A 24,527-nucleotide genomic window follows, 5' to 3' on the forward strand; every position below is an offset into this window, starting at 1 on the left:
TATGTAGTTTTATTTTTTTTGATTAGCTATTAGCTAGGGTCAAATGCAGTAGTGAATGATGCAGTTGATGCACTATAACTACCTTCATTGAAAATCATATATGGGTGATTTTCATAACTGTTTTCTGAAGTTGCTAATGTTACTAGAACACCAGAATTTTCATTTGATGCGTTTGATGCTTCTGATAATCTCATTCCAGAATCCCAACCGTACACTTTATAAGCGTCACCACTATCTGTACCTTTGTAGTTAGTTTCTACAACTACTACGAATAAACCGTTTTTAAACTCGTTTAATCTTTCAGCATTATCAGCTGAAGTTGTTGGTAATCTGAATAAAAATGAATGTGAATATCCATCGTAATCATCTGCATTTGGTGTATATGAAGTAGCTGTTGATGCTAATTCTCTATACCATTCAACTGAATATCCAACTGCATCAGATACTAAAGAAGTAATAGTAGCACCAGAAGTAGTACTAGAACTTTTATCAATATCAGTGAAGTTTAATATCACAGCTTTACCACCATCTAAACCTTTGATTGGTAAATCAGTACAAGAAAACAGAATATCGTTTGTTAATTTTGTATTACAAGCCATTGTTGTTATTGTTTTTATTTAAATGGGGTGAAGGTTATTCACCCCAGTTATTGTTATTATTGGTTAATCACTCTTGTTGAAGTGGTGATTATGCACTTAATGTAAATTCAACGATTTCATCAGCATTCTGGATTTGTACACCAGCTTTACCTTTGATTCTCATTAACATTTTGTCAGTATTTTTATCATACCAAACATCAACTAATTCATTTTCGTTTTCAACGTCAGAACCTACAATGAAGTTTGTACCTATAGATGCAAATGCTCTATTTGTACCATCTAAACCGTAACATCTGATTAAGTCACCACGTCCACCACCGATGTTGTAAATTCCTTCATCGTGTTCTGGTTTGTAGTGATATAAATTATCAGCTTTTTCTTTAGCGATATACATATCGAATACATCATCACCTACAAGTGTTACATATTTTGAACTTCTTGCTACTTTAGCTGGTGCTGCAACTCTCATTGCTTCAACCATATCTTTAACATTTGAAGTTGTGATTGCTGAAATTGCACCAGTGTTACCAGTGATTACATCAGAATTTGCATCAATTAATTTAATCCAACCATCAAATAATTGGTATGAACCAGTTGAAGTATTACCTTGCCAGTAGTGTAATTCTAAAGTTTCACTTGTTGAAGCTACTTTAGTATTTACAATCTCTTCTTCAAATGGTAATGAATCACCATTGTTAGAACCAGGTGCAATTACTGTATTAGGTAATTTAGTTTGTAAATCATCTGCACAGTATGATTCAAATACTGTAAATGGTTTTACTGTTATTGTTACTTCTGTTAACACAGCATCACCAGAAGGTGAAGCACAAGTTCCAGCTTGTAATGTTGCGTCACCACCTACGTGTGGTACATTTGTAGAGCCTTTAACTCCACCCATTAACATAGCGAATTTACCAGCGTCTGAACCAGCAAATAAAGTTTGTGTTAATGCTTGTGATTCCTTTGCTACGTAATCACTAAAATTTGAAATATCTAATGCCATTTCTTTTTGTTTTTTAATTTCATTTTCAACCTAACGTGTATGTATATGAATGTTAGATTTAAAATTTTTTGTTATTATTAGCTTCTTAAATAGTTTTTAGAAACCTTGTTATTTATAGTTGTTCTTGCTTCAACCGTTGCTTCTGGTGAACCAACTAATTTTTTCATTGCAACTATTTCTGCTTTTAAAGAATCGTTTTCAGCTTTAATTTTTGCTAAAATCCCTTCTTCAAATACTTTTAATATTGCTTCAAAATCAATTTCTTCTTCTGCAACTTCTTCTGCTACAGTTTCAGCAACTTCTTCTTCAACAACTTCTTCTTCAGTTTCTTCAACTTCTTCTTCTGATTCTGCTGGAATTATTTCTTTTAATTCACCAGCTTCAAAAATCATAGTTGAACCATCTGTTGTTACTCTTTCACCTTCAATTGGTTTGTTATCTGCATCTACAGCATTATCACCCACTTGAGGTTCATCAGTTTCAGCTAAATCTGGAAATGAAATTTCATCACCATTAGCATCTTGAATTAATAAAGCTTTGATATCAGAATCAGAACCAAAAAATGCGTTCATCGCATTGATGAATTTTTCCGTTTTTGTCATAATTTTTTTGTCTTCTTCTTTGTTATAGTATGCTACAGCTTGAAGTGATTCTTTTACTTCTGTAGCTAATCCAATTTCTAATGCTTCATCAGCTGATAGAAATGTTTCGTTTTTTAATAATTGTGATATTGAATCAGTATCAATATTTGTGTATGTAGAATAGAATTTGATGAAGTCGTTTTCAATTGATTTCAATTCTTTAGAAACTGCAATTAAATCATCTGAACCACCAGAAAAATTTGAAATCCACGGATTGTGAATCATTAATCTATCTGAACCAGCTTCAACTATTCTAACATCACCAGCCATAAACACAATCGAAGCAACGCTATATGCTTTAACTGCTACAGTTGTTACTGGTATTTGAAGGTTACGTAAATAAGAAAAAATAGATTGTCCAGAATCTACTGAACCACCAACTGAATTGATGATAACTTCAACTTCTGTTAAACCTTTATAACTCTTGTATTGTCTAATAACATCTAGTAAAGTAGTATCTTCACCTATAACGCCTTGTATGTTTATAACTCCCTTCATTTACTACCATATCAGTAGAAATGATGGTGAAACACTAAAAATGGACGTGGTAACGTCCAATCATAAAAAAACCCCTTAAAAAAGGGGTTAAAATCGTTGTGATTTATATGGTTAATACTGCATCATCATATGGAATTATTAATACAGCTTTGGTAACCCATTCATTATTGTTGGTTGCAGTCTGTTTTGGTAGTTTTCTGAACTGTAAATTATCAGTGGTGATTGTTTCAATATCAAATAACATCATTTTATCAACGTATTTGAATAAGAAGAACCCTTTGATGGTTTTATTTATGTTATGAAATTCATCTTTTTCATCAGCTACAGCTTTAGCTACAGCATTTAATTTATCTAATTCAATCATTATACCTTCTGGGTAATCGGTTGAACTATTTTTTCTGGTCTTTACTTCACAAATTCCATCTAAAACTGGTGTATAATGTTCATTTGGTGTACCAGCTGAATAAAATGTGAAATCATATCTTGAAAATGAATCATTTTTTACTTCATTTAGTGTTATGGGGTGATGCTGTTTAATAAATTCATTTATAGTTTCAGCTTCAATATTTATATAGTTTTCAAATGTGTTCATTTTCGTGGGTGGTTTTTAGAATTCCTTTACAAAATTCTGAAACAGATAATTATCAATTATATCTAAATCTTCTGTTATAATTTTATCATTGAAATTCAGTAACATTTCACATTTAAAAATGGTGCTGGGGTAACACGTTCTGATATCTTCAATTTCTTCAGTATCAACTGAAATTTTAATAGATTTTATAGAATCAATACAAGTGAGTATATCACCTTTAATTTGTTTTTCTATAGCTTCATCAGTTAAATCATTTAAGTACCATCTTACACCCTTTAAATTGGTTGATATTGATACCATTGTACGGTTAAGTTCTTTTACTTTTATCATTTATTTTGCGCTTTTATTCAATTTGGATATTATTTTTCTAATTGTATCTGGGTGTAAATTGTATTGGTCACCAAGTGTTTTATATCGTTCACCTTTTGTACCAGTGAGTTTATAAAAATCATCATAGATTGAAATGTGATGAATAATATCTGAATTTAAGATTACTTTGTTTCTTATTAATTTAACTATGGTGGTTAAGTTGTTTTTTTCATTTAGTAATTGGTAAATGGTCATTTATTTTTTAAGTATTTTTCTAATAGTAGATTCAGATTTAATTAATGTATAATCTGAATACACTTCTATTATATCTTTAACAGATACTTCATCTTCATAATATTTCGATTGAATGAATGATTCAACTTCTGTTAAATTGTTATCGTGGTGAAGTAAATAATCTGAATTGATAATATCAGATTCTAAATCTAATTCTGATTCTAATGTATCTATGATTCTAACTTCACATTCATCATCGTTGATGATAAGATTATCTAATGATGTTACTTCTTCCTTAAATTGATTTATATAATCAATACAAGAATAATAAAGTCTTTTGTATGCAAACGTTTCAAATGAACCTTCAGGTTCATTAAAACGTTCTTGAAGGTTGTGCAATTGAATGTAACATTCATTGAATAATTCATCTTTTAATTTGTAATCAAATTTGTTGATGATTTTGTAAATCAAAGGGTAATAATCTTGAAGGTTAATTTTCATTAAGGTGGGGTAATTCATTTTCATTATAGGTTGGTAATTTTTTCACCTAATGTTATTACATCATCAACTAATTTTTCTGATTGAAAATCAGTTAATAATAGAATTTGGTATTTAACTTTGAAATTGGTTAAATCAAATCTTTCGGTTGAAGTAAGGTTATTAAATCCAATTCTAGTTTCAATTGAATTTGATATCTCGTTTACTCGTTGAAGGTGTTCTTTTTTATCTTCTAATTCATTCATAATAGTTTACTTGTTTCTAAATAAATATGTAGAACTTTAGAAAAAACCAGATTTGAAGAAAAATAAATTGAAAATAATTTCTGGTTGAAGATATTTCATCACCAAAAATAAATTAGTGATTGAAGATAGATTTAAATAAAATGTTTATTTCGATTGAAGATAGTTTTCAATTTCAAAAACCATTTTCGCAATATTAGTTTTAAATTAGTATTAAAATAGTTTTAATATTATTTTATTATATAATTATATATAATTAATATCTAATAATGAGGTTAGCTACAACTAACATCACCCCTATTTTAATATAAAACTATGTTAGCTACAACTAACATCACCCTATTCATAATTAAGGTATGTTAGCTACAACTAACATCACCCTATTACACTGATGTTATCTACAACTAACATCACCATACACTTCTTCAACCAGTTTTCAACATTTGTTAATTACTCATATGTTAAAATTCTGTTAACGATAAAAATATCACTTCAACTTAGTACAGTTTGGTAACAAATAAATATTTGAACTGAATCTTCAACCGATAGATTTTATTTATACAATTTTCAATTTCGATAGAAAATAAAAATGTCGTTTAGTAAAGTTCTACATATTTATAATAAAGAATTTGACAGAATTCAACCCTTCAACCTAGAGTTGAAACCAGTGGGACTTAGTACCCCCACTGGTTCTTCAAGGGTTTGTTAATGAAGTTAGCAAACGCTTGAAAGATAATAATGAAGAATAAAAAAATTAAAATGAAAACACCTTTTGAAAAATTTGAAGAAGAAATGATTGGTAAAAAATTTACTAAATCTTTTCAATTCCTTAACCATAACCCAAATCTAAACCACCTTAAAAAGAAATTGATTGAAGTAATATATTCTTTCAATCAAAATGGTGACCAGTTTTATAAAAATTATGATGATGTAGCAAAAGAATTAAATACTACACCACGTAATATATCACAACTAGTAATTCAACTGAAGAAACTGAATTATATATCAACCGATAACACCAAAAATTATAAAGCATATAAAGATGGTGGTGGTTCATCAACTTCAATCACATTAAATATCCAGAATATTATTGATGATTGTTCAATTCCAGAACCAATATTTAAAGCAAAAGAAAAAAGAACCAAAACAAAAAAAGCTATGAATAAAGATGTACAAAAACGACTTGAAGAACTGTTTGCTAAAAAAGAAGCTAAAGAACAAACTAAACCAATTGAAGAAGTTGTAACACCTTCAACCGAAAATAAGGTTGAAACACCAACTGAACCAATTCAAGTTGCTAATACATCAGCTGATGAAGTTGTAGATGCACCAGAACCATCTACTGAATTATTCAATGTTAAAGACGTTCTGAAATGTGTTCTATCTTCTGAAGAACATATAACTAAATTCTATAATGCAATTCTTCAACCATTAGAAAAAACTAATGCTAAAAAAACTGGTAAAGAATTTGAAATATCACTTGAAGATTTAGCTAAAAGAATAATCAGTAAAAAATATTCATTGCGTGGATATACAACTTCAGATTTAAATTTAAATGAAGTAATCGCAATTGGTGACCAAATCAAAAATTTACCATCACCATTACCAAAACCTAAAGTAATAATTCCCAAACCAGAACCAAAAGCTGTTGAAGTTAAACCATCACCAGAACCAAAAGTGATTAAACTAAATCAACTAGAACTTGAAGTCAAAAAAATTGAAGATGAATCACAAAAATGGTTTGAAGAAATAAATGCAATGAATTAAAAACCCAAATTAAAATGAAAAGAAACTATGAAGAAGAACTACTTCAACTGATTGAAACATCACCAGAACCATTTACAATGAGTAATAAACAAATACAATCACAAATTGATGGTATATCAAACTACCAGATTACAAAGTGCCTTAAAAGCCTTCAAAATAAAAATGAAATCACAAAGGCAATTTCAAATGTGTATGATTCAGAATATGGTCTATGGAATAACAAAAGAATCATTTATAAAATAGAACAACAATAAGATTATCATGTTGCAACGCAACATGATAATCAACACATTTAAAACCCAAATCAAATAATGTCAGCATCATACAAAAAAATAGATACAACACAACCATTTAAAATATCAGTTACAACTGAAGATAGATATAACCCATCAGCAATTACAATCAAAATCATTTGCTGGATAACACCACAATATGTTGATGATTATTCTAAAGTGATTAAACGCTATTCTAAACGCCTTAAAACATTAATCTATAACAATATCAATAGAAACGTTTTTGATGAATCTAGAACCATCGTAATAATTGATACAGCTGATAAAATGATGAATAAAAATAAACCATCATATGCATCATTCAATATTACAATGTATCAACATAAACCATTTAAGAAATTGAAATCTAATGATATGTTAGAAGAACTAACACCACTTTGTGATTTGGTGATGAATCAACTTCAATCATACGATGATTTCAAATTCTCCAAATCAAAATAAAATGTTAAAATATTGTTAACAATAAAAATCTGAAGTTATTATAGTACAGTTTGGTATCATACCAAATATGTAATTGTTTTTTTTAAAATGTTAAAGAAATGTTAAAGTTTGAATAAAGGAAAACTTCTACATATTTATAATAAAGCAACAATAACAAATGGTAGTTGCACCAAACAAAAACAAATTACTATGTCAAACGTAATAACAAAATCAAAATCAGAAGAATTAGTAGAAGCATTATTAAATTCTGGTGCTATGAAATTAGTAGAGAATCAAATACTAGTTGGTAAAGCAATAATAAAATATATGTGTAAGGGTGATATCTTTTATCTAGATGTATTAACTACAGCACCAGAATGTAGAAAACAAGGTCATTCTAAAAAAGCTATGAATATACTATGTGATTATGCTAAACAATTTGATGTAACAATAGAATTAATTTGTGGTAAAGTTAATAAGATAAACCCTAATGTTAGAATGAATGTTAGAATGAAAGGTATTGATTTTGCTAGTTTCAATGGTACATTAACTACAGATGCAATACCAGTTAAGGATTTACCAAAATTCTATTCAAAGTTTGGATTCATAAAAGATGGTAAAATCAATAATAAAGTTAAAATGAAATTCAATTAACTAGATAACAAGATGTTCATGTTGCAACGCAACATGAACATCTAAAAAAAACTAAAAATAAAATGAAAAATAAAATGAAAAAACAAAAAGAAGAATTTACTGAATTTGAAAAAATGATAATAAGTGTATCTGAAAATAAGTATAATTATAATCAAGAAATTCAATATTTACTTAAAGAGTTATTCAAAAAAAATAACTCACATTATGAACAAATTAGAAAAGATTGGTTAGTACAAATGAAAAATGAATTAGAAAAAGGTTTAATATTTTTAATTGGTTGGTATAACATAGAATTAAGTCGAGGTTTATTCAGTGAAACTTTGGTAGATAAAAAAACAAATTTTGAATTTGTTATTTGTAAAAGTGGATTTACAATTTCTGAAACTGGATTTGAAATTTATAAGTATGGTAATTTGGAATCACCCAAATTAGAAATTTTCAAAATAAATATGGAAAATTTAATGGAATATGTTAGTGGTGTTGGGGTAAAACGTACTACTGATGTTTTATTTAATAAAATGTATTAACCCTTAAAACCCAAATGAAGAATATACACCTACTAGATGAACCAACTGATGAAGTGGTTGAACAAATCGTTAACGATTCAACACTGAATCCTACAGCACGTTTTATTCTGATTCATATGATTGCAAATAAAGATAAACACTTCAATGAATCAATCATCAGAAAAGAACACCCAATGTTCAATTTAAAAGATGTTCAACAAGCGTTTGAACTTCTGGTGACCACCAACTATTTGAAACGTGTGATATCAAAAGAATTTGAAACACATTTCTATCTATCATTCAACGAGTTTGAAAAAGATATAGGATTATTTAACTAAAACCCCAAAATACAAAATGAAAAAAATTACAACATTATTAACTGCATTAATACTAATAACAAGCTGTTCAACATCTGATGATTCAATCAGTGAACCACAAGAAACTGGTGATTGCTTTTGTCAAACATATGGTACACCAGTAGCACTTGAAGATAATTCAATCGAATTAGGTATAACTAAATGGGTTTCAACTTCAACATCATATGATACAACTGAATATAATTGCTCAAATAGTGAATCAATCAGATTCGTACCTAATAGAAATCCAAATGCACCTTCTGGTTGGCAATATCCAAACGTATCTACAGAAGATGTTACCATCAGATTAGATAAAGTGTGTGAATTCATAACAGAATAACCAATAACCAGATTATCATGTTGCAACGCAACATGATAATCACAATACAAAGTACCCCAATGAATAGTGAAATACGAATACCTAAACAAAGATGAAGAATATGAACTAATTGAAGCATACCAAAATGGTGATGAATCAGCACTAACTAAACTTATTGAATTTAATCAACTAAATGTATCAATGGTGGTTGGTAAATTCTATCACCCATATGATGGTAGTTATAATGATGCAATTCAAGAAGGTAATATTGCACTGATGAAAGCAATCAAAAAATTTGATACTTCAACTGGCAATAGATTAATATCATACGCTAATAGAGTAATAATAAATGATATCTATAAAAATGTTTACCTAAAACATAAAACCATTAAACTGAATGATAGAGCCATTAGAGAAATGAACAAGTGTAAAGAAGGTGAAGAACCTTTATCTGAAGGTTATAGAATAGCATCCAGATACAACTTTACACCATATGATATTGATGAACATTATGATGATGAATGTTTTGGTTACGAACAAAAAACACTTGAAAATAAAGAAGTAAAAAATGTGATATCTGAACTGATTAACCAACTACCAGATGAAACAAAATTTATTATTGAACATCGATTCAATATAAATGATAAACCATTTTTGAAGTTAGAAGATATTGGTAGATTCATTTGTAATGATGGTAAATATAGAACCGTTGGTGCATATAGACAATTAGGTAAAAATAGAGTTGATAGAGGAATTGAAAAACTTAAAAAATTAGCTGATAAAAATAATATCAAATTAGAAGACTATTTATAATAACGGTTAACAAGATTAACCACAATACTAATACCCAAATGAATTGGCAAAACTTACAAAACAACAATATAAACTTCATAATGAAGCTGTTGAAATTCTTCAACAAGAAACACTAACATTCGATGAAAAATTATTCGTCTATAGTAACTGGAATGAATCAGCTGAATCAATTAATTCACAAGCTGGTGCATTCTTTACACCACAAGGTTTAGCACAAGATTTTTCACTTGAAATTATTGAAGAAGAATCTGTAATTGATTTATGTGCTGGTATAGGTATGTTATCATTCTTTGCTTACCACTGGAAAAACTGTAATGTAACTTGCGTTGAACTTAATCCTAAATATGTTGAAGTTGGTAAAAAATTATTACCAGAAGCTAATTGGGTATGTGATAGTATTTTCAACTATAAATCATTTGGTCATCATCACCAATCAATAAGTAACCCACCATTCGGTAAAGTAAAAACTGGAATAAATAATGAAATTAAAAATGATTTAAGTTATAAAGGTTCAGAATTTGAATTTATAACAATTGATATTGCATCTAAAATATCTGATTATGGTTCATTCTTAATTCCACAAGGTTCAACACCTTTTAAATATTCTGGTAGTGATATTGGTTTTATTGATTTAAGAATGAAATCAAAAGGGTATAACCCATATGAACAAGAACCATCAAGAAAGGTTAAAAAGTTCATTAAAGAAACTAACTTCAACCCAATCTTTAATACTGGAATTGATACAAGTATTTATATGAATGATTGGAAAGGTGTATCACCTTTATGTGAAGTAATAAATTTTGATTGGAAAGGTATTTATTACTAATGAAACGTATAATCATATTCATAGTAATCTTCATAATATTCAACACTTGTAAATCAGATGATGTTACATTCATATCACATAACAATGTACCAATCATTCAAGTTGAAATAAATGGTTTACCAGCTAATCTATTAGTTGATACTGGTGCATCAATATCAGTTCTAGATATAACAACAATTAATCATTATGGGTTCATTATAGATACATCTAAAGAACTATTTATTGTATCTGGTGTTGGTGGTTCAACTAATGGTTATCACCTCTTAAACGTCACCATATGTAATACCAATGGTGAACTAATAACTGATGATTTCAACTTCAGAACTATTAACCTATCTAATCAAAGATTTCATACTGGTATAGTTGGTATTATTGGTGCTGATTATCTAAAACAAAATGATGTGATAATAGATTATAATACACAAACAATTAAGAATATCAAATGAAGAAAATAGTAATAACACTTCAAGAAAAACTAGATGCAACTAGACCTAATGTATATAGGAATAAGAAGAAGTACAGACGTAAAAAGAAACATAAGAATAAAGAAGAATAAATCTTTGACATAGGATTTTATTTAGTTGAAGATACCCTATCAGTTAGTTCTGGTGGGGTTTCTTTTTGCATTATAATCAACCATCACCAAATGGTAACCATAATCTTTAGTATATTTGATTCAACGCTTATATCAACTTATAATGAATCATTCATCAACCATCATTAAACCTATATTGATAAGACTATTTCAACATCTGGAATATATGACCATTGATGAATTAAAACTATATAAGAAAATCATATCATTACCAGCATTAGATAATACAATACCACAAGCTAAACAACAACGTTTAATGAAGTATCTATTGGAATTAGAACAAGTTGTTGATGATAGAATCAAACGTTCTTAAAACGTCTTATTTTATCCCTATATAAATAACCCTACTTATACCCCTATTTCAACCACCAAAAATACACTATAATATTTGTATTATAATAATTGTTATGTCAAATAGAATTTTAAACACCCCTATTTATAAGGGTTTTGAAAGGTGTATTATTAGTTATTATCTTCTATATAGTTCTTCTGGTTCTGGTGGTTGCTCCTACCCTATCATAGGGGTGTGGGGTACTCTTATTTAAACATAAACTATGTATCTCGAATGGTTTTACTGGGTTCATCGAATGATTTTACTGGGTTTCAGATAGTTTAGTAAATATTCATAAGGTTTTTATTATAATGAATAAGTGTTAATAAAATTGTATAAATAAAGCTGATTATTAGATAGTTAATTCTTTATCTTTACGTCAACTATTTAACCAAAATTATATTATGAAAACAAGTTTAATTATTGTTCAATATATAATTTTTAGTATATGTATTTTATTATTTTTTTTAATGATTTAAGTTTAGCTGATGTTGAAAGTATATTTTTTATTGCTTCAGTTATTGGTAGTTTCTTCTGGTGGTTATATCTTCAGATAAAGAAGAAATTTTTTAGTAAGGTTGAAGATGATTCTAGTAATAATATTAATGGTGGTACTGCGTAATGGTTGAAGTGATGTTTTTCTTCTATGTGATTTAGTTATTTTGATTTACTATGATGATTTATGTTTGATAGTGTTTTGAATGTTGCTTAAAATGGTGAACCCTTGATTCTGGGTTAAAATCAAGGGTTTTATTAGTGGTGATGAAAATGTTTATTTCTTCAATTTAGCGACTTCTTTTTTAGTTAGATTAAACATTACGATATCATCATCAGTTAGTGTAATATGTGTTAAAGGTGATTGTATCATATCATCATCAGTTAGAACATAATCTTCTGGTAGTTCATCGATGTTTGGGTTGGTGATTAATGTATTATTTGTATTCATCCAGAAGTTCAAAGGACGTGGTGACATCCAAGTACTAACTTCTGTTAAACCTCTATAGTGAATTGTAATGAAGATATTGGTTTTGTTATTGAATTTTGACATCAAAGAACCATCAGTAATATCTTCTGCATCGAAGTTAGATTTCATACCATCTATTGTTATATGGTCTATGATATTATCTACAGCCATTTTAAGCGTTCTAAAATCAGTTTTACCATCAATCATTGCTAATGATTCATTATATTTTTTAAGTGTTTCAGAATTGGTTAAATCATTTAATTCAATTTGAAGATTATCAACTTTGGTTTGAAGATTTTGTTCTATTGATTTAGCATCTTCATATTCTTTAATTATATCTTCATCACCTTCAAGAGTACCTAATAATTTAAGGTATCTTTTTTTGGTTGCAGTTGCTTCATTTAGATTTGATTTAGCATCATTTAAAAGAAGTTCTACAGATGTTACAGCTGAATCATTTGCTGATATTGTTTTAATCATTTGTTCTAGTTCTTTAGTTTTGAATAGATGTTTTAGAATGAATGATTCAAGTTTATAAATATTTGCACTAGGGCATTTACAGTTGGTTGATTTATTATCTTGTGATATACAGCTATAGAAATTTTTAGATGTTCCTTGTTTAAATCTACCAACCCAATTACGACCACATTTACCACATTTAAGTAAACCAGCTAATAGATAATCATATTTTGGTTTAGAATTTAATTTTCTATGTTTTTTAGATTTTCTTGCTTGTTGTGCTTTATTGAATATTGTTTTAGTTATGATTGGTTTATAGAAATCTGGATATAGAATATTTTGATAAAGTCGTTCACCTAAATACGCTCTATTAGAAAGTACATTTAATATTGTTGATGATTGCCATATAACACCATTACGATGTTTACGATTAGATAGTATTTTAGAATCATCAGCTTCATCTTCTATTCGTTGGTATGTTGTTGGTATATTCAATTTATTAAGTTCATTAGCTATTGCTTGCATTCCTTTATTTGTATTGATATACATATCATAAATCATTTTAACAACTTTAGCTTCACTTTCAATTATGATTGGATAACCATTATCATCTGATGAATAACCATATGGTAAAATACCCATTGTTTTACCTTCTTCTGCTCTATTCTTTAACGCTCTGATTGTTTCAACTGATTGTTGATTTGGTGCATATTCATCAAATGCTGACATAATTTGTAACATCATTTTAGTCATTGGTGACGTTAAATCTAATAGACCTTTATCACCCATAAATACAGTTACTTTATAATCAATTAAATCTTCAAGTATATCATTGAACATTCTTAACTTTCTTGATAATCTAGATTGTTTTCTAACATACACCATTGTGATTTTACCAGCTTTGATATCATTCATCATTTTAATTAATGCTGGTCTTTTTTCTATTGGGTCTGAACCTTTGATACCTTCACCTTCATCATAGATGTATATCTGGTTATCATCTAAATCATTCTTATATGCGTATGCTTTACCTTCTGCTATTTGGTTTTCAATTGAATTAGATTCATCATCAAGTTTTGATAAACGTGTGTAAATTGCTAAGTTCATAATGTGTATGTTTGTTATTAATTATGATGCAATATAATGATATTAGTAAAAAGTACCAAAACATTAATCTACTCATTTGGTATTTTAATGGGTTACTTTATGGGCAAGGCCAAATTTGCTTCCAACAGAATTAAATTAAACCTTTTCGGATTAGGTTTAGCTACTTTATTTCATGGAGCTTATGATTTTTTCTTGTTTATAGATTTCATTCCTGGCATATGGATTGGCGCTTTTGTCTCTCTTATTATTGGCATCATTCTATCTCGTAAAGCCATTAAAAAACATCAGGAACAGTCACATTTTAAATCTTCAAAATAAATAGTCCCAGAATATACTATATTTCATTTTTTAGAAGCACTTTATATTATTAACTTTACACTACCTTTTTAAACTTCAATTGTATGTATAAAATAAAAGTCAATAATTCACACAGTTTTGATATCTCAAGAGAGGATTTAAACAAACTGGATGCTATTGAGACTACCGAAAATCAATTTCATGTACTACAGAATAATAGCTCTAACAAAGCTTCAGTGGTAACCTCTGATTTTAATAAAAAAAACTACACCATAAAGGTCAATAACAATACCTACGAGGTTGATATTAATGACGATTTAGACCAGCTTATCGAGGCTTTAGGTTTTGAAGTTGGTGCAAGTAAACAAGTCAACAATGTTAAAGCACCAATGCCTGGACTTATTCTGGAAATTAATGTCAAGGAAGGTCAGGAAGTTAAAGAAGATGATCCGTTATTAATCTTGGAAGCCATGAAAATGGAAAACGTAATTACTTCTCCAAGAGAAGGTATTGTTAAATCTGTTAACATAAAACAAGGTGAAACTGTAGATAAAAATGCACTGCTCATCGAATTTGAATCCTAAAAATCAACCAGTAAGGTTTTACAGGCTTTGTTAGTGCCGATCAATATTAGTGCCAATCAATAATTAAATATCACACTAAGCACAGTTAAAGTGTAATTAAAAATAAAAATCCTTCTCTGAATGAAGGTTAGAATAACAATGAAAAAAATATTAGTTGCCAATCGAGGTGAAATCGCAATTCGTGTCATGCGAACGGCAAAAAAAATGGGTATTAAAACCGTTGCTGTTTTTTCTGAAGCAGATAGAAATGGGCCTCACGTAAAATATGCTGACGAAGCCGTTTGTATTGGTCCTGCTCCTTCAAACCAATCGTATTTAAGAGGTGATAAAATCATAGAAGTCGCAAAAGCTTTACAGGTTGATGGTATTCATCCAGGCTATGGCTTTCTTAGTGAAAATGCAGACTTTGCGAAACTGTGTGAAGCTAACAATATTATTTTCATAGGACCTCGCTCTAAAGCCATCAAAATGATGGGAGATAAATTAGCGGCTAAAGAAGCTGTAAAAGGCTATAATATTCCTATGGTTCCTGGTGTGGATCACGCCATTACAGATCCAAAAGAAGCAGTTCAAATTGCTAAAGAAATCGGTTTTCCCATATTAATTAAAGCTGCAGCAGGTGGTGGCGGAAAAGGAATGCGAGTGGTTGAAAAAGAAAAAGATGTTGAAGAACAAATGAAACGAGCTATCAGTGAAGCGACTTCTGCTTTTGGTGATGGTTCTGTGTTTGTAGAAAAGTATGTAAGTTCTCCTCGCCATATCGAAATTCAGGTTATGGCAGATAGTCATGGTAATATTATCCACTTATTTGAACGTGAGTGCTCTGTGCAACGTCGTCACCAGAAAGTAGTCGAAGAGGCACCTTCGGCAATATTAACTCCTGAACTTAGAGAAGAAATGGGACAGGCAGCCATTAACGTTGCCCGCTCTTGTGATTATTTAGGTGCTGGAACTGTAGAGTTCTTAATGGATGCCGATTATAACTTCTATTTCCTGGAAATGAATACAAGATTACAGGTTGAACATCCTGTGTCTGAATGGATTTCTGGTGTTGATTTAGTTGAACTTCAGATTAAAGTTGCTCGTGGTGAAATGTTAGATATCAAACAAGAAGATTTAAACATTAATGGTCATGCTTTAGAACTCCGCGTGTATGCCGAAGATCCTATGAATGACTTCCTGCCCAGTGTTGGTAACTTAGAAGTCTATCAATTACCAGTTGGTGAAAATATTCGTGTTGATAATGGTTTTGAGGAAGGTATGGACATTCCTATTTATTACGATCCAATGCTATCTAAATTAATCACTTACGGAAAGACACGTTCTGAAGCGATTCAGTTAATGATAAAAGCAATTGATAATTACCATATCAAAGGTGTACAAACCACATTGCCTTTCGGACGTTTTGTATGTGAACACGATGCCTTCAGAAGTGGAAACTTTGACACACATTTCGTGAAAAAATACTATGCTCCTAGCCTTTTACAAGAGCAACATCATAAAGAAGCTGAAATCGCTGCAAAAATTGCTTTAAAATGCTATTTAAAAGATCAAAAACTATTACGATTACCAAATTAAGACACTATGGACTCTAAGATAAAAACCCTCAACGACAAACTAGAACTTTCCAGATTAGGAGGCGGACAAGCACGTATTGATAAACAACATCAAAAGAAAAAATTAACGGCCAGAGAACGAGTGTTATACCTTTTAGATGAAGGCTCTTTTGAAGAAATAGGTGCCTTGGTTACACATAGAACTAAAGACTTTGGCATGGAAAAGCAGAAGTTTTACGGAGATGGTGTGGTAACTGGCTACGGAACCGTTAACGGAAGATTAGTCTATGTCTTTGCTCAAGATTTTACAGTGTTTGGAGGTTCTCTATCTGAAACTCATGCTGAAAAGATTTGTAAAATCATGGACATGGCTGTTAATGTAGGTGCGCCAATTATCGGATTAAATGATTCTGGAGGAGCGCGAATTCAAGAAGGTGTTCGTTCTTTAGGTGGTTATGCTGATATTTTTTACAGAAACGTTCAGGCTTCAGGTGTGATTCCTCAAATATCTGCTATTATGGGACCATGTGCTGGTGGTGCTGTTTATTCGCCAGCAATGACAGATTTTACCATCATGGTTCAAGATACCAGCTACATGTTTGTTACAGGACCCAATGTTGTTAAAACAGTGACTAATGAAGAAGTAACCAGTGAAGAACTGGGAGGTGCTAGTGTGCATTCTACAAAGTCTGGAGTAGCTCATAAAACCTCTGCAAATGATGTAGAATGTTTAGAAGACATTAAGAAATTATTGAGCTATTTACCTCAAAGTAATAAAGAAAAACCTGAAGTGTTGGAGTTTAAATTTCAAGATGAAATTAGAGACCATTTATCTGATATCGTTCCTGAAAACCCAAATAAACCATACGACATGCATCAGGTCATTGAAGGTATTATTGATGAGGATTCTTTTTACGAAATTCATAAAGATCATGCCGAAAACATCGTTGTTGGTTTTGCTCGTTTAGGTGGAAAATCGATTGGTATTGTTGCTAATCAACCCATGTTTTTAGCAGGTGTTCTTGATGTAAACAGTTCCAAAAAGGCGGCACGTTTTGTGCGTTTTTGTGATTGTTTTAATATTCCTTTATTAGTACTTGAAGATGTTCCAGGTTTTTTACCAGGAACCGATCAGGAATGGAATGCTATCATTGTCCATGGCGCAAAATTGCTCTATGCATTTAGCGAGGCTACAGTGCCGAGAGTCACTGTTATTACCAGAAAAGCTTATGGTGGAGCTTATGATGTTATGAATTCCAAACATATTGGAGCAGACATGAATTTTGCCTGGCCAAATGCTGAAATTGCAGTGATGGGAGCTAAAGGTGCTGCCGAAATCATTTTCAAACGTGAGATTTCTGCTGCCGATGACCGTGAAACAAAATGGAAAGAAAAAGAAGCAGAATATGCCAAGTTGTTTGCTAATCCATATAGCGCATCTGAACGAGGCTTTATTGATGAAGTCATTCTTCCGAAGGATACTAGGAGAAAACTTATTAAAGCGTTTTCAATGTTAGAGAATAAAGAGGTAAACAGACCTCATCGCAAGCATGGAAACATTCCTTTGTAAAACTCCTGTATAGGTAGAAATCTTAATCTAAAGCACATCATTAAGCTAGGTGCTTACACATCCAGCAACCGTCTGTGGTAATTAATTTGTCCGAGATGATACACTAAATGGGTACTCAGGTGCATTAAGAAATATTCAGTCGTCATAGGTTCTTTAAACACACGATGTGTATATTCTTTTTCTAAATCGGATTCTGTTAGATGTTGTAATACTGAAAGCACAACGTTCATGGTATCTTCTACTTGCTGAATTAATTCTGCTTTCGGCACATCTTTTAGCGAAAATTCTAAGTCGCGTTGTCTTACATAACCTGAATTTCCTAAAGCTGAACCAATAAAATGATTCAGGTTTCCAACGAGATGCAAACATAAATTACCTGCAGAATTTGAAATCCCTTCAGGAACAAGCCATAAAGTCTTTTCTGTTTTATAAGATTCTATTTCGGTTTTTAGTGTGTTTAAATCTCTGGTAAATAATTTGATTAGTGTTTCTGTGAGCATCTGCTTGGTATTAATATCTTCTAAAATTATTCAAAGTAAATTAAATTTTTGCCTGATAGGTATATAAATCGAAGTATCGACCTTGTGAAGAAATCAATTCGTCATGAGTACCTCGTTCTGCTATTCTTCCGTTTTCGATAACCAGGATTTGATTGGCTTTACGAATAGTGCTTAATCGGTGAGCAATTACAATGGTTGTTCTGTTTTTAGTAAGCGCTCCTAAACTCTTTTGTATGAGTGCTTCACTTTCAGTATCTAAATTAGATGTGGCTTCATCTAATATGATGATTTTAGGATCAGCCAGAATCGCTCTGGCAATGGCAATGCGTTGTCGCTGTCCGCCAGATAACTTCACGCCACGTTCGCCTATCATGGTGTCTAAACCATCCTCAAAACGGTCTGTAAATTCGTTTACATAAGCTGCTTTAACTGCTGCCTGTACTTGGGCTTCGGAAGCATTGGGTCTAGGGAACATGATATTCTCTCGAATAGTACCTTCAAATAAAAACTCATCCTGCAATACGACTCCTAAATGTTTTCTGAAACTTTTTAGTTTCACTTTTGACAGGTCTTCACCATCAATGGTGATTTGTCCTGTTTTTGGGTTTAAAAATGTAGCCGATAATCCTGCTATCGTTGATTTTCCTGAACCTGAGCTTCCTACTAAAGCAACCACTGAACCTGATTGGGCTTTAAAATTAATATCATGTAAGACCGGTTTTCCTTCTTCATAAGCAAAAGACACATTATTAAATTCCAGCTCGCCTTTAAATTGTTGAAGCTCTATGCTTCGGTTGATATCATCTTCTTCTGCAGCCATATTCATCAATTCTTCAGTACGATCTAGTCCTGCTAAGGCTTCGGTTAACTGACTTCCAATATTACTCATTTGTACAATAGGCGCAATCATAAATCCTAAGACCAAAGTAAAAAACAAAAAGTCACCAGTAGTCATTTCGCTTTGCATCATATAGTAGCCACCAATTCCCATAATTCCAGTTGTTGCGACGCCTATTAAAAAGGTTGACGAACTGGTCATCAAGGCTGTAGCGGTTAGACTTTTTTTGACGTTTTGATACAACCTGTCAACGCCTTTTTCAAAGATTTTATTTTCCTGGTCTTCTGCATTAAATGCTTTAATGACGCGAACACCTGCTAAGGTTTCTGTTAAACGACCAGTCACCTCTGCATTAATCTTTCCTCGGGTTCTAAAAATAGGACGTATGTATTTGAATGCCTTTAAAGCAATAATTCCGAAGATGGTCAAGGGCACAAACACAAACAAGGTCATCCAAGCGTTCAGTTTTATTAAAATAACCAGAGAGACTATGGCTGTAAAGCTTCCGCCAACCAGTTGTACCAAACCTGTGCCTATTAAATTACGAACACCTTCCACATCACTCATAATTCTTGACACCAATGCTCCCGATTTTGTGTTGTCAAAAAAGCTAATAGGTAAAGACAATACTTTTTTTTGTACCTGAGCGCGTAATTCACTAATTAAATATTGTGCCTGTACACTTAAAATTTTAGTAAGTAAAAATGAGGTCACAGCCTGTAATGTAATGGCAGTAATTACGATAATGATGAGTGTCCACAAGGCAGGTGTATTTCCGCTTGGTACCACATCATCTAATAACACTTTACTCTGCCATGGCAATACCAAACCAGACAGACTTCTAATCACTATTAGAACCAAACCAATAAATACGAGGTTTCGTCGTGGCCATATAATGGTTACAAAAGCTTGTTTTAAAGTTACTTTTGATTTGGTTTTGTCTGTTGTATCTGTAGATTTTAAATGTTGCATGATTCTGTTTTGTCTTGCAAAGATACACTTGTAATTGCTTGAATGTTTCTAAAAAGTCAATGTTTTGTTAATTCATATTTTGACGTTAATTACTCTTGGTTTTCTCGTACTTTTGCGCCATGCAAAACAAACCTACGTTTAAAGTCGAATTTATTGCACTTATGGCATCGCTAATGTCTATAGTTGCATTATCTATTGATGCGCTATTACCTGCATTGCCTGAGGTTGGTGAAGCACTTGGTGTTACCAACCCAAGTGACAACCAACTGCTAATTACCATGATTTTTTTAGGTTTGGGTTTTGGGCAATTGATTTTCGGACCTATATCTGATAGTTTCGGACGAAAGCCTATGGTGTATTTTGGCTTCGGTGTCTTTGTAATTGCGAGTATTGTTTGCGTTACCACCAACAACTTTGAAGTCATGATTGTTGGTAGGATCTTTCAAGGGATTGGACTCTCCTCACCTCGTACTATGGCGATTGCAATGACGCGTGACACCTATAGTGGCGATTTTATGGCGAAGGTCTTATCGGTTATTGTCATGTTCTTTATTCTTGTGCCTATTGTAGCACCAACCTTCGGACAATGGCTACTTGACCTCTTTAACTGGAAAGCCATTTTTAATGCCAACCTCATTATTGGGCTACTTATCGTGTTATGGTTTTGGAAACGACAACCAGAAACTTTAGACGCTAAACATAAAATTAAATTCTCTCCTGCTATTTTTATAACAGGTACTAAAGAGTTTATTAGGCATAAAGAAGCTGTCGCGTTTACGCTCGTATCAGGATTTATTACCGGATCCTTTATTGTGTATTTAAGCACGTCTCAACAGATCTTTCAGGAGCAATACCTTCTGGGTGATTTATTTCCTTATATTTTTGCCAGTACTGCGTTTTCGGTTGGCTTTGCTACCTTTACCAACAGCCGACTCGTGATGCGGTTTGGTGCTTTTAATATTGCGTATTATGCCACTATAGCCTATGCTGTTATATCTTTATTGTATGTGCTGTTGTATCATACAGGTAATAACCCGAGTATTGGAATCTTAATCACTTTCTTTTTAATTCAGTTTTTTGCGGTTGGGTTTCTCTTTGGAAATTTACGCTCGCTGGCGATGGAACCTCTAGGGCATATTGCTGGTATTGGTTCTGCCATTAATGGGTTTGTGTCTACGGTTATGGCGGTTCCTATTGCCAATTTTATTGGCAGTTTTGTAAAGACCTCTGTGCTACCTCTTTTTATTGGGTTTTCGGTTTTTGGGGTTTTGTCGTTATTGGTGTTTTTATGGTTGAAGAGAAGACGTACTTGTATGTCATTACAAAGCGCGTAACAGCAATACCATCTACCCAAATCAATCTTCATTAAGAGACTAAACACACCGATAAAGCATAAAGCCATCGTTTTAATATGAAATGATTAATCGATGTATTCTGCTAATTCTTTTTTTAGTATAGAGACTATTTTAAAGGGTACATTTCTAAATTTGTCTGGCAATTCTAAGTTGTTTAAGTCGGCAGCATCTTCTAACTTTTCACTAAGCAATTCGTAATTGTTGTTAGTGAGTTGTTTCAGGACTTTCCGCTGTATATAGCGTTCGTTTTCAAAGCGGTGATGCAGGTCTTCTATATTAGAAAGATTAAAGGTGGTTTCATCATAAGTCAGCATAAAGGCACTTACAATCTCGAGGTATTCATCAAAGTTCAAATAGCCATTTTTTTCTCCCAATGATGAATATTTATGTTTGGGTACACCCTCATTAGGGTGATCTTCTTTAAAGAAGCAATACAACCATTGGTTAAAGGTACGTGGGTCTGGATAGCCCAGTTCTTTACGTGTGGATGCCAGAGTAAACTTAAATTGACTTTTAATGAGGTTTATGGTTTGGGTCTTATTGTGATTAGATTTGGCATATACCTCTTCAAACGCTGGTTGTATAAGGTGTTTAAAGTCGGCATCTATTTTAGACATCTCCTTTTTAAGCTGTTGACCGCGTTTAGATTTTTTAAAACCAAAAAGGTTTTTAATCAACATGGTCATGTTTTTTGCACTTAAAAAAGGCTTAAGTAATTTATGAAGCTGGAAGATGTACATGTCTTTCAATACTTTTGTACGAAAGCGTTTCTGAAACTCCTCTTCTGAATTACAGTCTGCCCTTAACGCTTCAAAAACAGCTTTTGCCTTAGCTTCACTTCCATATTTTTTTGAGTAATACCTAGTGATAAATGCATTGGCTTTTTCTACATTTTCAAGGTCTAAGGATGTTTTGATGTCTTTTGGAATGCCTTTCATTTTAACAAAAATAGCAATGTTTTGAAACATTGCTATTGGTAAGCTTAAAGATTTTTTTATCTTTTGGGTCTTGGTGGATTATTACCTCTATTACCTCCCGAGGGTCTGCCTGTGGTACTTGGCCAGTTAGGATTTGGTGTTCTTGTGTTGTTTGTGTTTGTTTTCATGGTGTTATGTTTTTAAGGTTAAGATTAGGTTCTTGAATTCCAATATTCGTCATTGTTTGGATTGAGTTGATTGGAGTGGTTATCCATATCTGATTGTGTTGGACTGTCTTTTAAATGTTTCATGTGTTCTTGATTTTAAAATTAATACTCTTCAAAACTACAGTACTTTTTTAAGGCGCTATGTAAATAGTACACGATAAGCGATTTTTTTTAGAACATGTGCTTTACTTATTGATTTTGGTGTTTGTGTATGTCTATTTCTTTTGGTTTTTATTATTGGTTTTATGAGCTTCTATTTACTATTTAAGGTATTGACGTTTTAATTGCTTTTCTGCTGACCCGAGTATGACCCGCTTATCACCCGCTTATGACCCGGATATAACCCGCTTATGACCTTACACTATTTTGAGTGTTGAAATGTTAAAGTTTTATTTTTTTTCATTTTTATGAGATTCTCAATGGGTATTCGGGAGGGATTAAGAATATCGAAAATATTCTATATTTTTAATGTGTTATTTTAAATAATATTAAATAAAACAGCTATTTCACTGATAATCAGATAATAAAAACTGAATTTGATTTGATTTTTATTTTATATGTTTGGCTTGCAAGGTATTACAAAACTGCTGTCCGGATGTGGTTTTGTTTGGTCTTGTTTAGGTTGCGCAGCCATACTTAGTTACAATTCCCTCATCTATCTGGAAAGGACCGTTTGGTTACTTTCTTATTATTAACCTGATTGCCTACATCGTATAATTTAAAGGTGTTGCAATCTTAAACTTTGAAATTATGGCTAAGAATAATAGCTTTATTAGATTAGAAGGTACTCTGGATGGGTTGACCTTTTACAGAAAGAACGGTGAGTCTCTTGTGAAGACTAAAAACCGAGTTAGTAAGAACCGCATCATGAACGATCCTGCTTATAAGCGTACTCGTGAAAATATGCAGGAGTTTGGTGGTGCTGCACGAACAGGCAAAGCACTGAGAGAGAGTTTTTCTGGCATTTTAAGACTTGTTGCTGACACTTATGTTAGTGCCCGAATAAGTAGCGTGATGCGAAATATTTGTTCTCTTGGTACAGGTGTTCGTGGGCAACGTGTTATTGATGTTGTGAGTCATTTTGATTTGCTTAAAGGTTTTAATTTTAATTTGGAAAAGCCTTTTGACACACAATTTAATGCGCCTTCTGAACTGCCCAATATTAATGTGACCCGAAACGTGGTGAAATGGGAAATTCCTGATTTTAATACGGATACGTATGTGAGGGTTCCTGAGGGTGCTACGCATTTTAAACTTGCGTTAGCGGCTGGTTATACCAGTAATTATGAATGGGTTGGTGCTACTAAAAGTTACGAGCCTGTTGATGAGGACGTGAATGGACGCGGACTTGTGACGTATAGTGCTGCTATAGCCCTTGGTGGGATGGTTGGTAGTGATATTTCTTTGGAAGTTGATATGACTTCTTTTGGAACTATTCCTGTGACTAGTGCTATTTTTACTGGTACTGCGATTGTGTTTTACCAAATGGTGAATGGTGAGCTGTATGAGCTTTCACAAGGTCATGCGATGAAAATTGCTGTTGGTGGTTAGTTTTAGCTCTTAGCTTTTAGCTTGGGCTTTTTGGAATTCCTCCTTGGTGTTATACTGAGGGGGAATTTTTATTTTTTTTTATGTTCATTTTTTATTCGTCTATTTCTATTTTATAGATGAACTCATGATGTGCT

At 31.8% G+C, this 24,527-nt stretch carries 30 protein-coding genes; 18 read left to right on the top strand and 12 right to left on the bottom strand.

Features of this window, described 5'->3' with window-relative positions; all coding sequences use genetic code 11:
- Positions 1-29 precede the first annotated feature (29 nt).
- From ACRHNM_RS15050 to ACRHNM_RS15085, 8 genes are all read right to left on the bottom strand, one after another.
- Entirely contained in the window at positions 30-599 is a 570-nt protein-coding gene (locus tag ACRHNM_RS15050; protein WP_431137478.1) for a hypothetical protein, read from the bottom strand.
- An 88-nt stretch (positions 600-687) separates the two neighbouring features.
- A complete protein-coding gene (locus tag ACRHNM_RS15055; protein WP_431137479.1) occupies positions 688-1,602 on the bottom strand; it encodes a hypothetical protein in 915 nt (304 codons plus the stop codon).
- Between the two features lie 77 nt (positions 1,603-1,679).
- Positions 1,680-2,741 carry a Clp protease ClpP gene (locus tag ACRHNM_RS15060; protein WP_431137480.1) on the bottom strand — a complete coding sequence of 354 codons (1,062 nt, stop codon included), beginning with the start codon at positions 2,739-2,741 and terminating at the stop codon, positions 1,680-1,682.
- 103 nt (positions 2,742-2,844) lie between these two features.
- Positions 2,845-3,333: a hypothetical protein gene (locus ACRHNM_RS15065; RefSeq protein ID WP_431137481.1), complete on the bottom strand. Its 489-nt coding sequence runs from the start codon at positions 3,331-3,333 to the stop codon at positions 2,845-2,847.
- A 15-nt stretch (positions 3,334-3,348) separates the two neighbouring features.
- A complete protein-coding gene (locus tag ACRHNM_RS15070) occupies positions 3,349-3,663 on the bottom strand; it encodes a hypothetical protein (RefSeq protein ID WP_431137482.1) in 315 nt (104 codons plus the stop codon).
- Complete coding sequence (locus ACRHNM_RS15075) at positions 3,664-3,897, bottom strand: hypothetical protein (RefSeq protein ID WP_431137483.1); 234 nt, start codon at positions 3,895-3,897, stop codon at positions 3,664-3,666.
- A complete protein-coding gene (locus ACRHNM_RS15080) occupies positions 3,898-4,377 on the bottom strand; it encodes a sigma-70 family RNA polymerase sigma factor (protein WP_431137484.1) in 480 nt (159 codons plus the stop codon).
- 23 nt (positions 4,378-4,400) lie between these two features.
- Positions 4,401-4,619 (bottom strand): hypothetical protein, encoded by a 219-nt coding sequence (locus ACRHNM_RS15085; RefSeq protein WP_431137485.1) that lies wholly within the window; start codon positions 4,617-4,619, stop codon positions 4,401-4,403.
- Between the two features lie 756 nt (positions 4,620-5,375).
- Between ACRHNM_RS15085 and ACRHNM_RS15090 the strand changes: the two genes are divergently transcribed.
- The 12 genes from ACRHNM_RS15090 (at position 5,376) to ACRHNM_RS15145 (ending at position 12,118) form a co-directional block, all read left to right on the top strand.
- On the top strand, positions 5,376-6,383 hold the full coding sequence (locus tag ACRHNM_RS15090; protein WP_431137486.1) for a hypothetical protein: 1,008 nt from the start codon (positions 5,376-5,378) through the stop codon (positions 6,381-6,383).
- A gap of 14 nt (positions 6,384-6,397) precedes the next feature.
- A complete protein-coding gene (locus ACRHNM_RS15095; protein WP_431137487.1) occupies positions 6,398-6,637 on the top strand; it encodes a hypothetical protein in 240 nt (79 codons plus the stop codon).
- Between the two features lie 57 nt (positions 6,638-6,694).
- Positions 6,695-7,117, top strand: coding sequence for a hypothetical protein (locus ACRHNM_RS15100; protein WP_431137488.1), 423 nt, complete (start codon positions 6,695-6,697; stop codon positions 7,115-7,117).
- Between the two features lie 189 nt (positions 7,118-7,306).
- Positions 7,307-7,750, top strand: coding sequence for a GNAT family N-acetyltransferase (locus ACRHNM_RS15105; protein ID WP_431137489.1), 444 nt, complete (start codon positions 7,307-7,309; stop codon positions 7,748-7,750).
- 74 nt (positions 7,751-7,824) lie between these two features.
- Positions 7,825-8,277, top strand: coding sequence for a hypothetical protein (locus ACRHNM_RS15110; RefSeq protein ID WP_431137490.1), 453 nt, complete (start codon positions 7,825-7,827; stop codon positions 8,275-8,277).
- Positions 8,278-8,291: 14 nt separating this feature from the next.
- Positions 8,292-8,594: a hypothetical protein gene (locus tag ACRHNM_RS15115; RefSeq protein ID WP_431137491.1), complete on the top strand. Its 303-nt coding sequence runs from the start codon at positions 8,292-8,294 to the stop codon at positions 8,592-8,594.
- Positions 8,595-8,610: 16 nt separating this feature from the next.
- Positions 8,611-8,952: a hypothetical protein gene (locus ACRHNM_RS15120; RefSeq protein ID WP_431137492.1), complete on the top strand. Its 342-nt coding sequence runs from the start codon at positions 8,611-8,613 to the stop codon at positions 8,950-8,952.
- Positions 8,953-9,018: 66 nt separating this feature from the next.
- Positions 9,019-9,744: a sigma-70 family RNA polymerase sigma factor gene (locus ACRHNM_RS15125; RefSeq protein ID WP_431137494.1), complete on the top strand. Its 726-nt coding sequence runs from the start codon at positions 9,019-9,021 to the stop codon at positions 9,742-9,744.
- Positions 9,745-9,787: 43 nt separating this feature from the next.
- The gene (locus ACRHNM_RS15130; RefSeq protein WP_431137495.1) at positions 9,788-10,570 is read left to right on the top strand and encodes a hypothetical protein; all 783 of its coding nucleotides are present in this window, start codon (positions 9,788-9,790) and stop codon (positions 10,568-10,570) included.
- Positions 10,570-11,016, top strand: a complete 447-nt coding sequence (locus ACRHNM_RS15135; RefSeq protein ID WP_431137496.1) for an aspartyl protease family protein — start codon at positions 10,570-10,572, stop codon at positions 11,014-11,016. Before ACRHNM_RS15130 ends, ACRHNM_RS15135 begins: the two co-directional genes overlap by 1 nt.
- A 252-nt stretch (positions 11,017-11,268) precedes the next feature.
- Entirely contained in the window at positions 11,269-11,478 is a 210-nt protein-coding gene (locus ACRHNM_RS15140; RefSeq protein ID WP_431137497.1) for a hypothetical protein, read from the top strand.
- Between the two features lie 466 nt (positions 11,479-11,944).
- Positions 11,945-12,118: a hypothetical protein gene (locus tag ACRHNM_RS15145; protein WP_431137498.1), complete on the top strand. Its 174-nt coding sequence runs from the start codon at positions 11,945-11,947 to the stop codon at positions 12,116-12,118.
- A 150-nt stretch (positions 12,119-12,268) separates the two neighbouring features.
- On the opposite strand, the gene ACRHNM_RS15150 is transcribed toward ACRHNM_RS15145, so the two are convergent.
- On the bottom strand, positions 12,269-14,026 hold the full coding sequence (locus ACRHNM_RS15150; RefSeq protein ID WP_431137499.1) for a recombinase family protein: 1,758 nt from the start codon (positions 14,024-14,026) through the stop codon (positions 12,269-12,271).
- A 36-nt stretch (positions 14,027-14,062) separates the two neighbouring features.
- Between ACRHNM_RS15150 and ACRHNM_RS15155 the strand changes: the two genes are divergently transcribed.
- From ACRHNM_RS15155 to ACRHNM_RS15170, 4 genes are all read left to right on the top strand, one after another.
- Entirely contained in the window at positions 14,063-14,344 is a 282-nt protein-coding gene (locus ACRHNM_RS15155) for a hypothetical protein (RefSeq protein WP_431137500.1), read from the top strand.
- Between the two features lie 83 nt (positions 14,345-14,427).
- On the top strand, positions 14,428-14,907 hold the full coding sequence (locus ACRHNM_RS15160; protein ID WP_431137501.1) for an acetyl-CoA carboxylase biotin carboxyl carrier protein subunit: 480 nt from the start codon (positions 14,428-14,430) through the stop codon (positions 14,905-14,907).
- A 138-nt stretch (positions 14,908-15,045) separates the two neighbouring features.
- A complete protein-coding gene (accC, locus tag ACRHNM_RS15165; RefSeq protein ID WP_431137502.1) occupies positions 15,046-16,485 on the top strand; it encodes an acetyl-CoA carboxylase biotin carboxylase subunit in 1,440 nt (479 codons plus the stop codon).
- A 6-nt stretch (positions 16,486-16,491) separates the two neighbouring features.
- Positions 16,492-18,033: an acyl-CoA carboxylase subunit beta gene (locus ACRHNM_RS15170; RefSeq protein ID WP_431137503.1), complete on the top strand. Its 1,542-nt coding sequence runs from the start codon at positions 16,492-16,494 to the stop codon at positions 18,031-18,033.
- A gap of 53 nt (positions 18,034-18,086) precedes the next feature.
- On the opposite strand, the gene ACRHNM_RS15175 is transcribed toward ACRHNM_RS15170, so the two are convergent.
- Together ACRHNM_RS15175 and ACRHNM_RS15180 are read right to left on the bottom strand one after the other, a co-directional pair.
- Positions 18,087-18,533 (bottom strand): DinB family protein, encoded by a 447-nt coding sequence (locus ACRHNM_RS15175; protein WP_431137504.1) that lies wholly within the window; start codon positions 18,531-18,533, stop codon positions 18,087-18,089.
- Positions 18,534-18,573: 40 nt separating this feature from the next.
- Entirely contained in the window at positions 18,574-20,343 is a 1,770-nt protein-coding gene (locus ACRHNM_RS15180) for an ABC transporter ATP-binding protein (protein ID WP_431137505.1), read from the bottom strand.
- A gap of 119 nt (positions 20,344-20,462) precedes the next feature.
- Here ACRHNM_RS15180 and ACRHNM_RS15185 point away from each other — a divergent pair, with 119 nt between their 5' ends.
- Positions 20,463-21,677: a multidrug effflux MFS transporter gene (locus tag ACRHNM_RS15185; RefSeq protein WP_431137506.1), complete on the top strand. Its 1,215-nt coding sequence runs from the start codon at positions 20,463-20,465 to the stop codon at positions 21,675-21,677.
- Positions 21,678-21,763: 86 nt separating this feature from the next.
- On the opposite strand, the gene ACRHNM_RS15190 is transcribed toward ACRHNM_RS15185, so the two are convergent.
- A complete protein-coding gene (locus tag ACRHNM_RS15190; protein WP_431137507.1) occupies positions 21,764-22,666 on the bottom strand; it encodes a hypothetical protein in 903 nt (300 codons plus the stop codon).
- A gap of 1,043 nt (positions 22,667-23,709) precedes the next feature.
- On the opposite strand from ACRHNM_RS15190, the gene ACRHNM_RS15195 reads away from it, so the two are divergent.
- Positions 23,710-24,393, top strand: coding sequence for a hypothetical protein (locus ACRHNM_RS15195; protein ID WP_431137508.1), 684 nt, complete (start codon positions 23,710-23,712; stop codon positions 24,391-24,393).
- Positions 24,394-24,527 lie beyond the last annotated feature (134 nt).

Source organism: Psychroserpens mesophilus, from assembly GCF_050617655.1.
Lineage (GTDB): Bacteria > Bacteroidota > Bacteroidia > Flavobacteriales > Flavobacteriaceae > Psychroserpens > Psychroserpens mesophilus_A.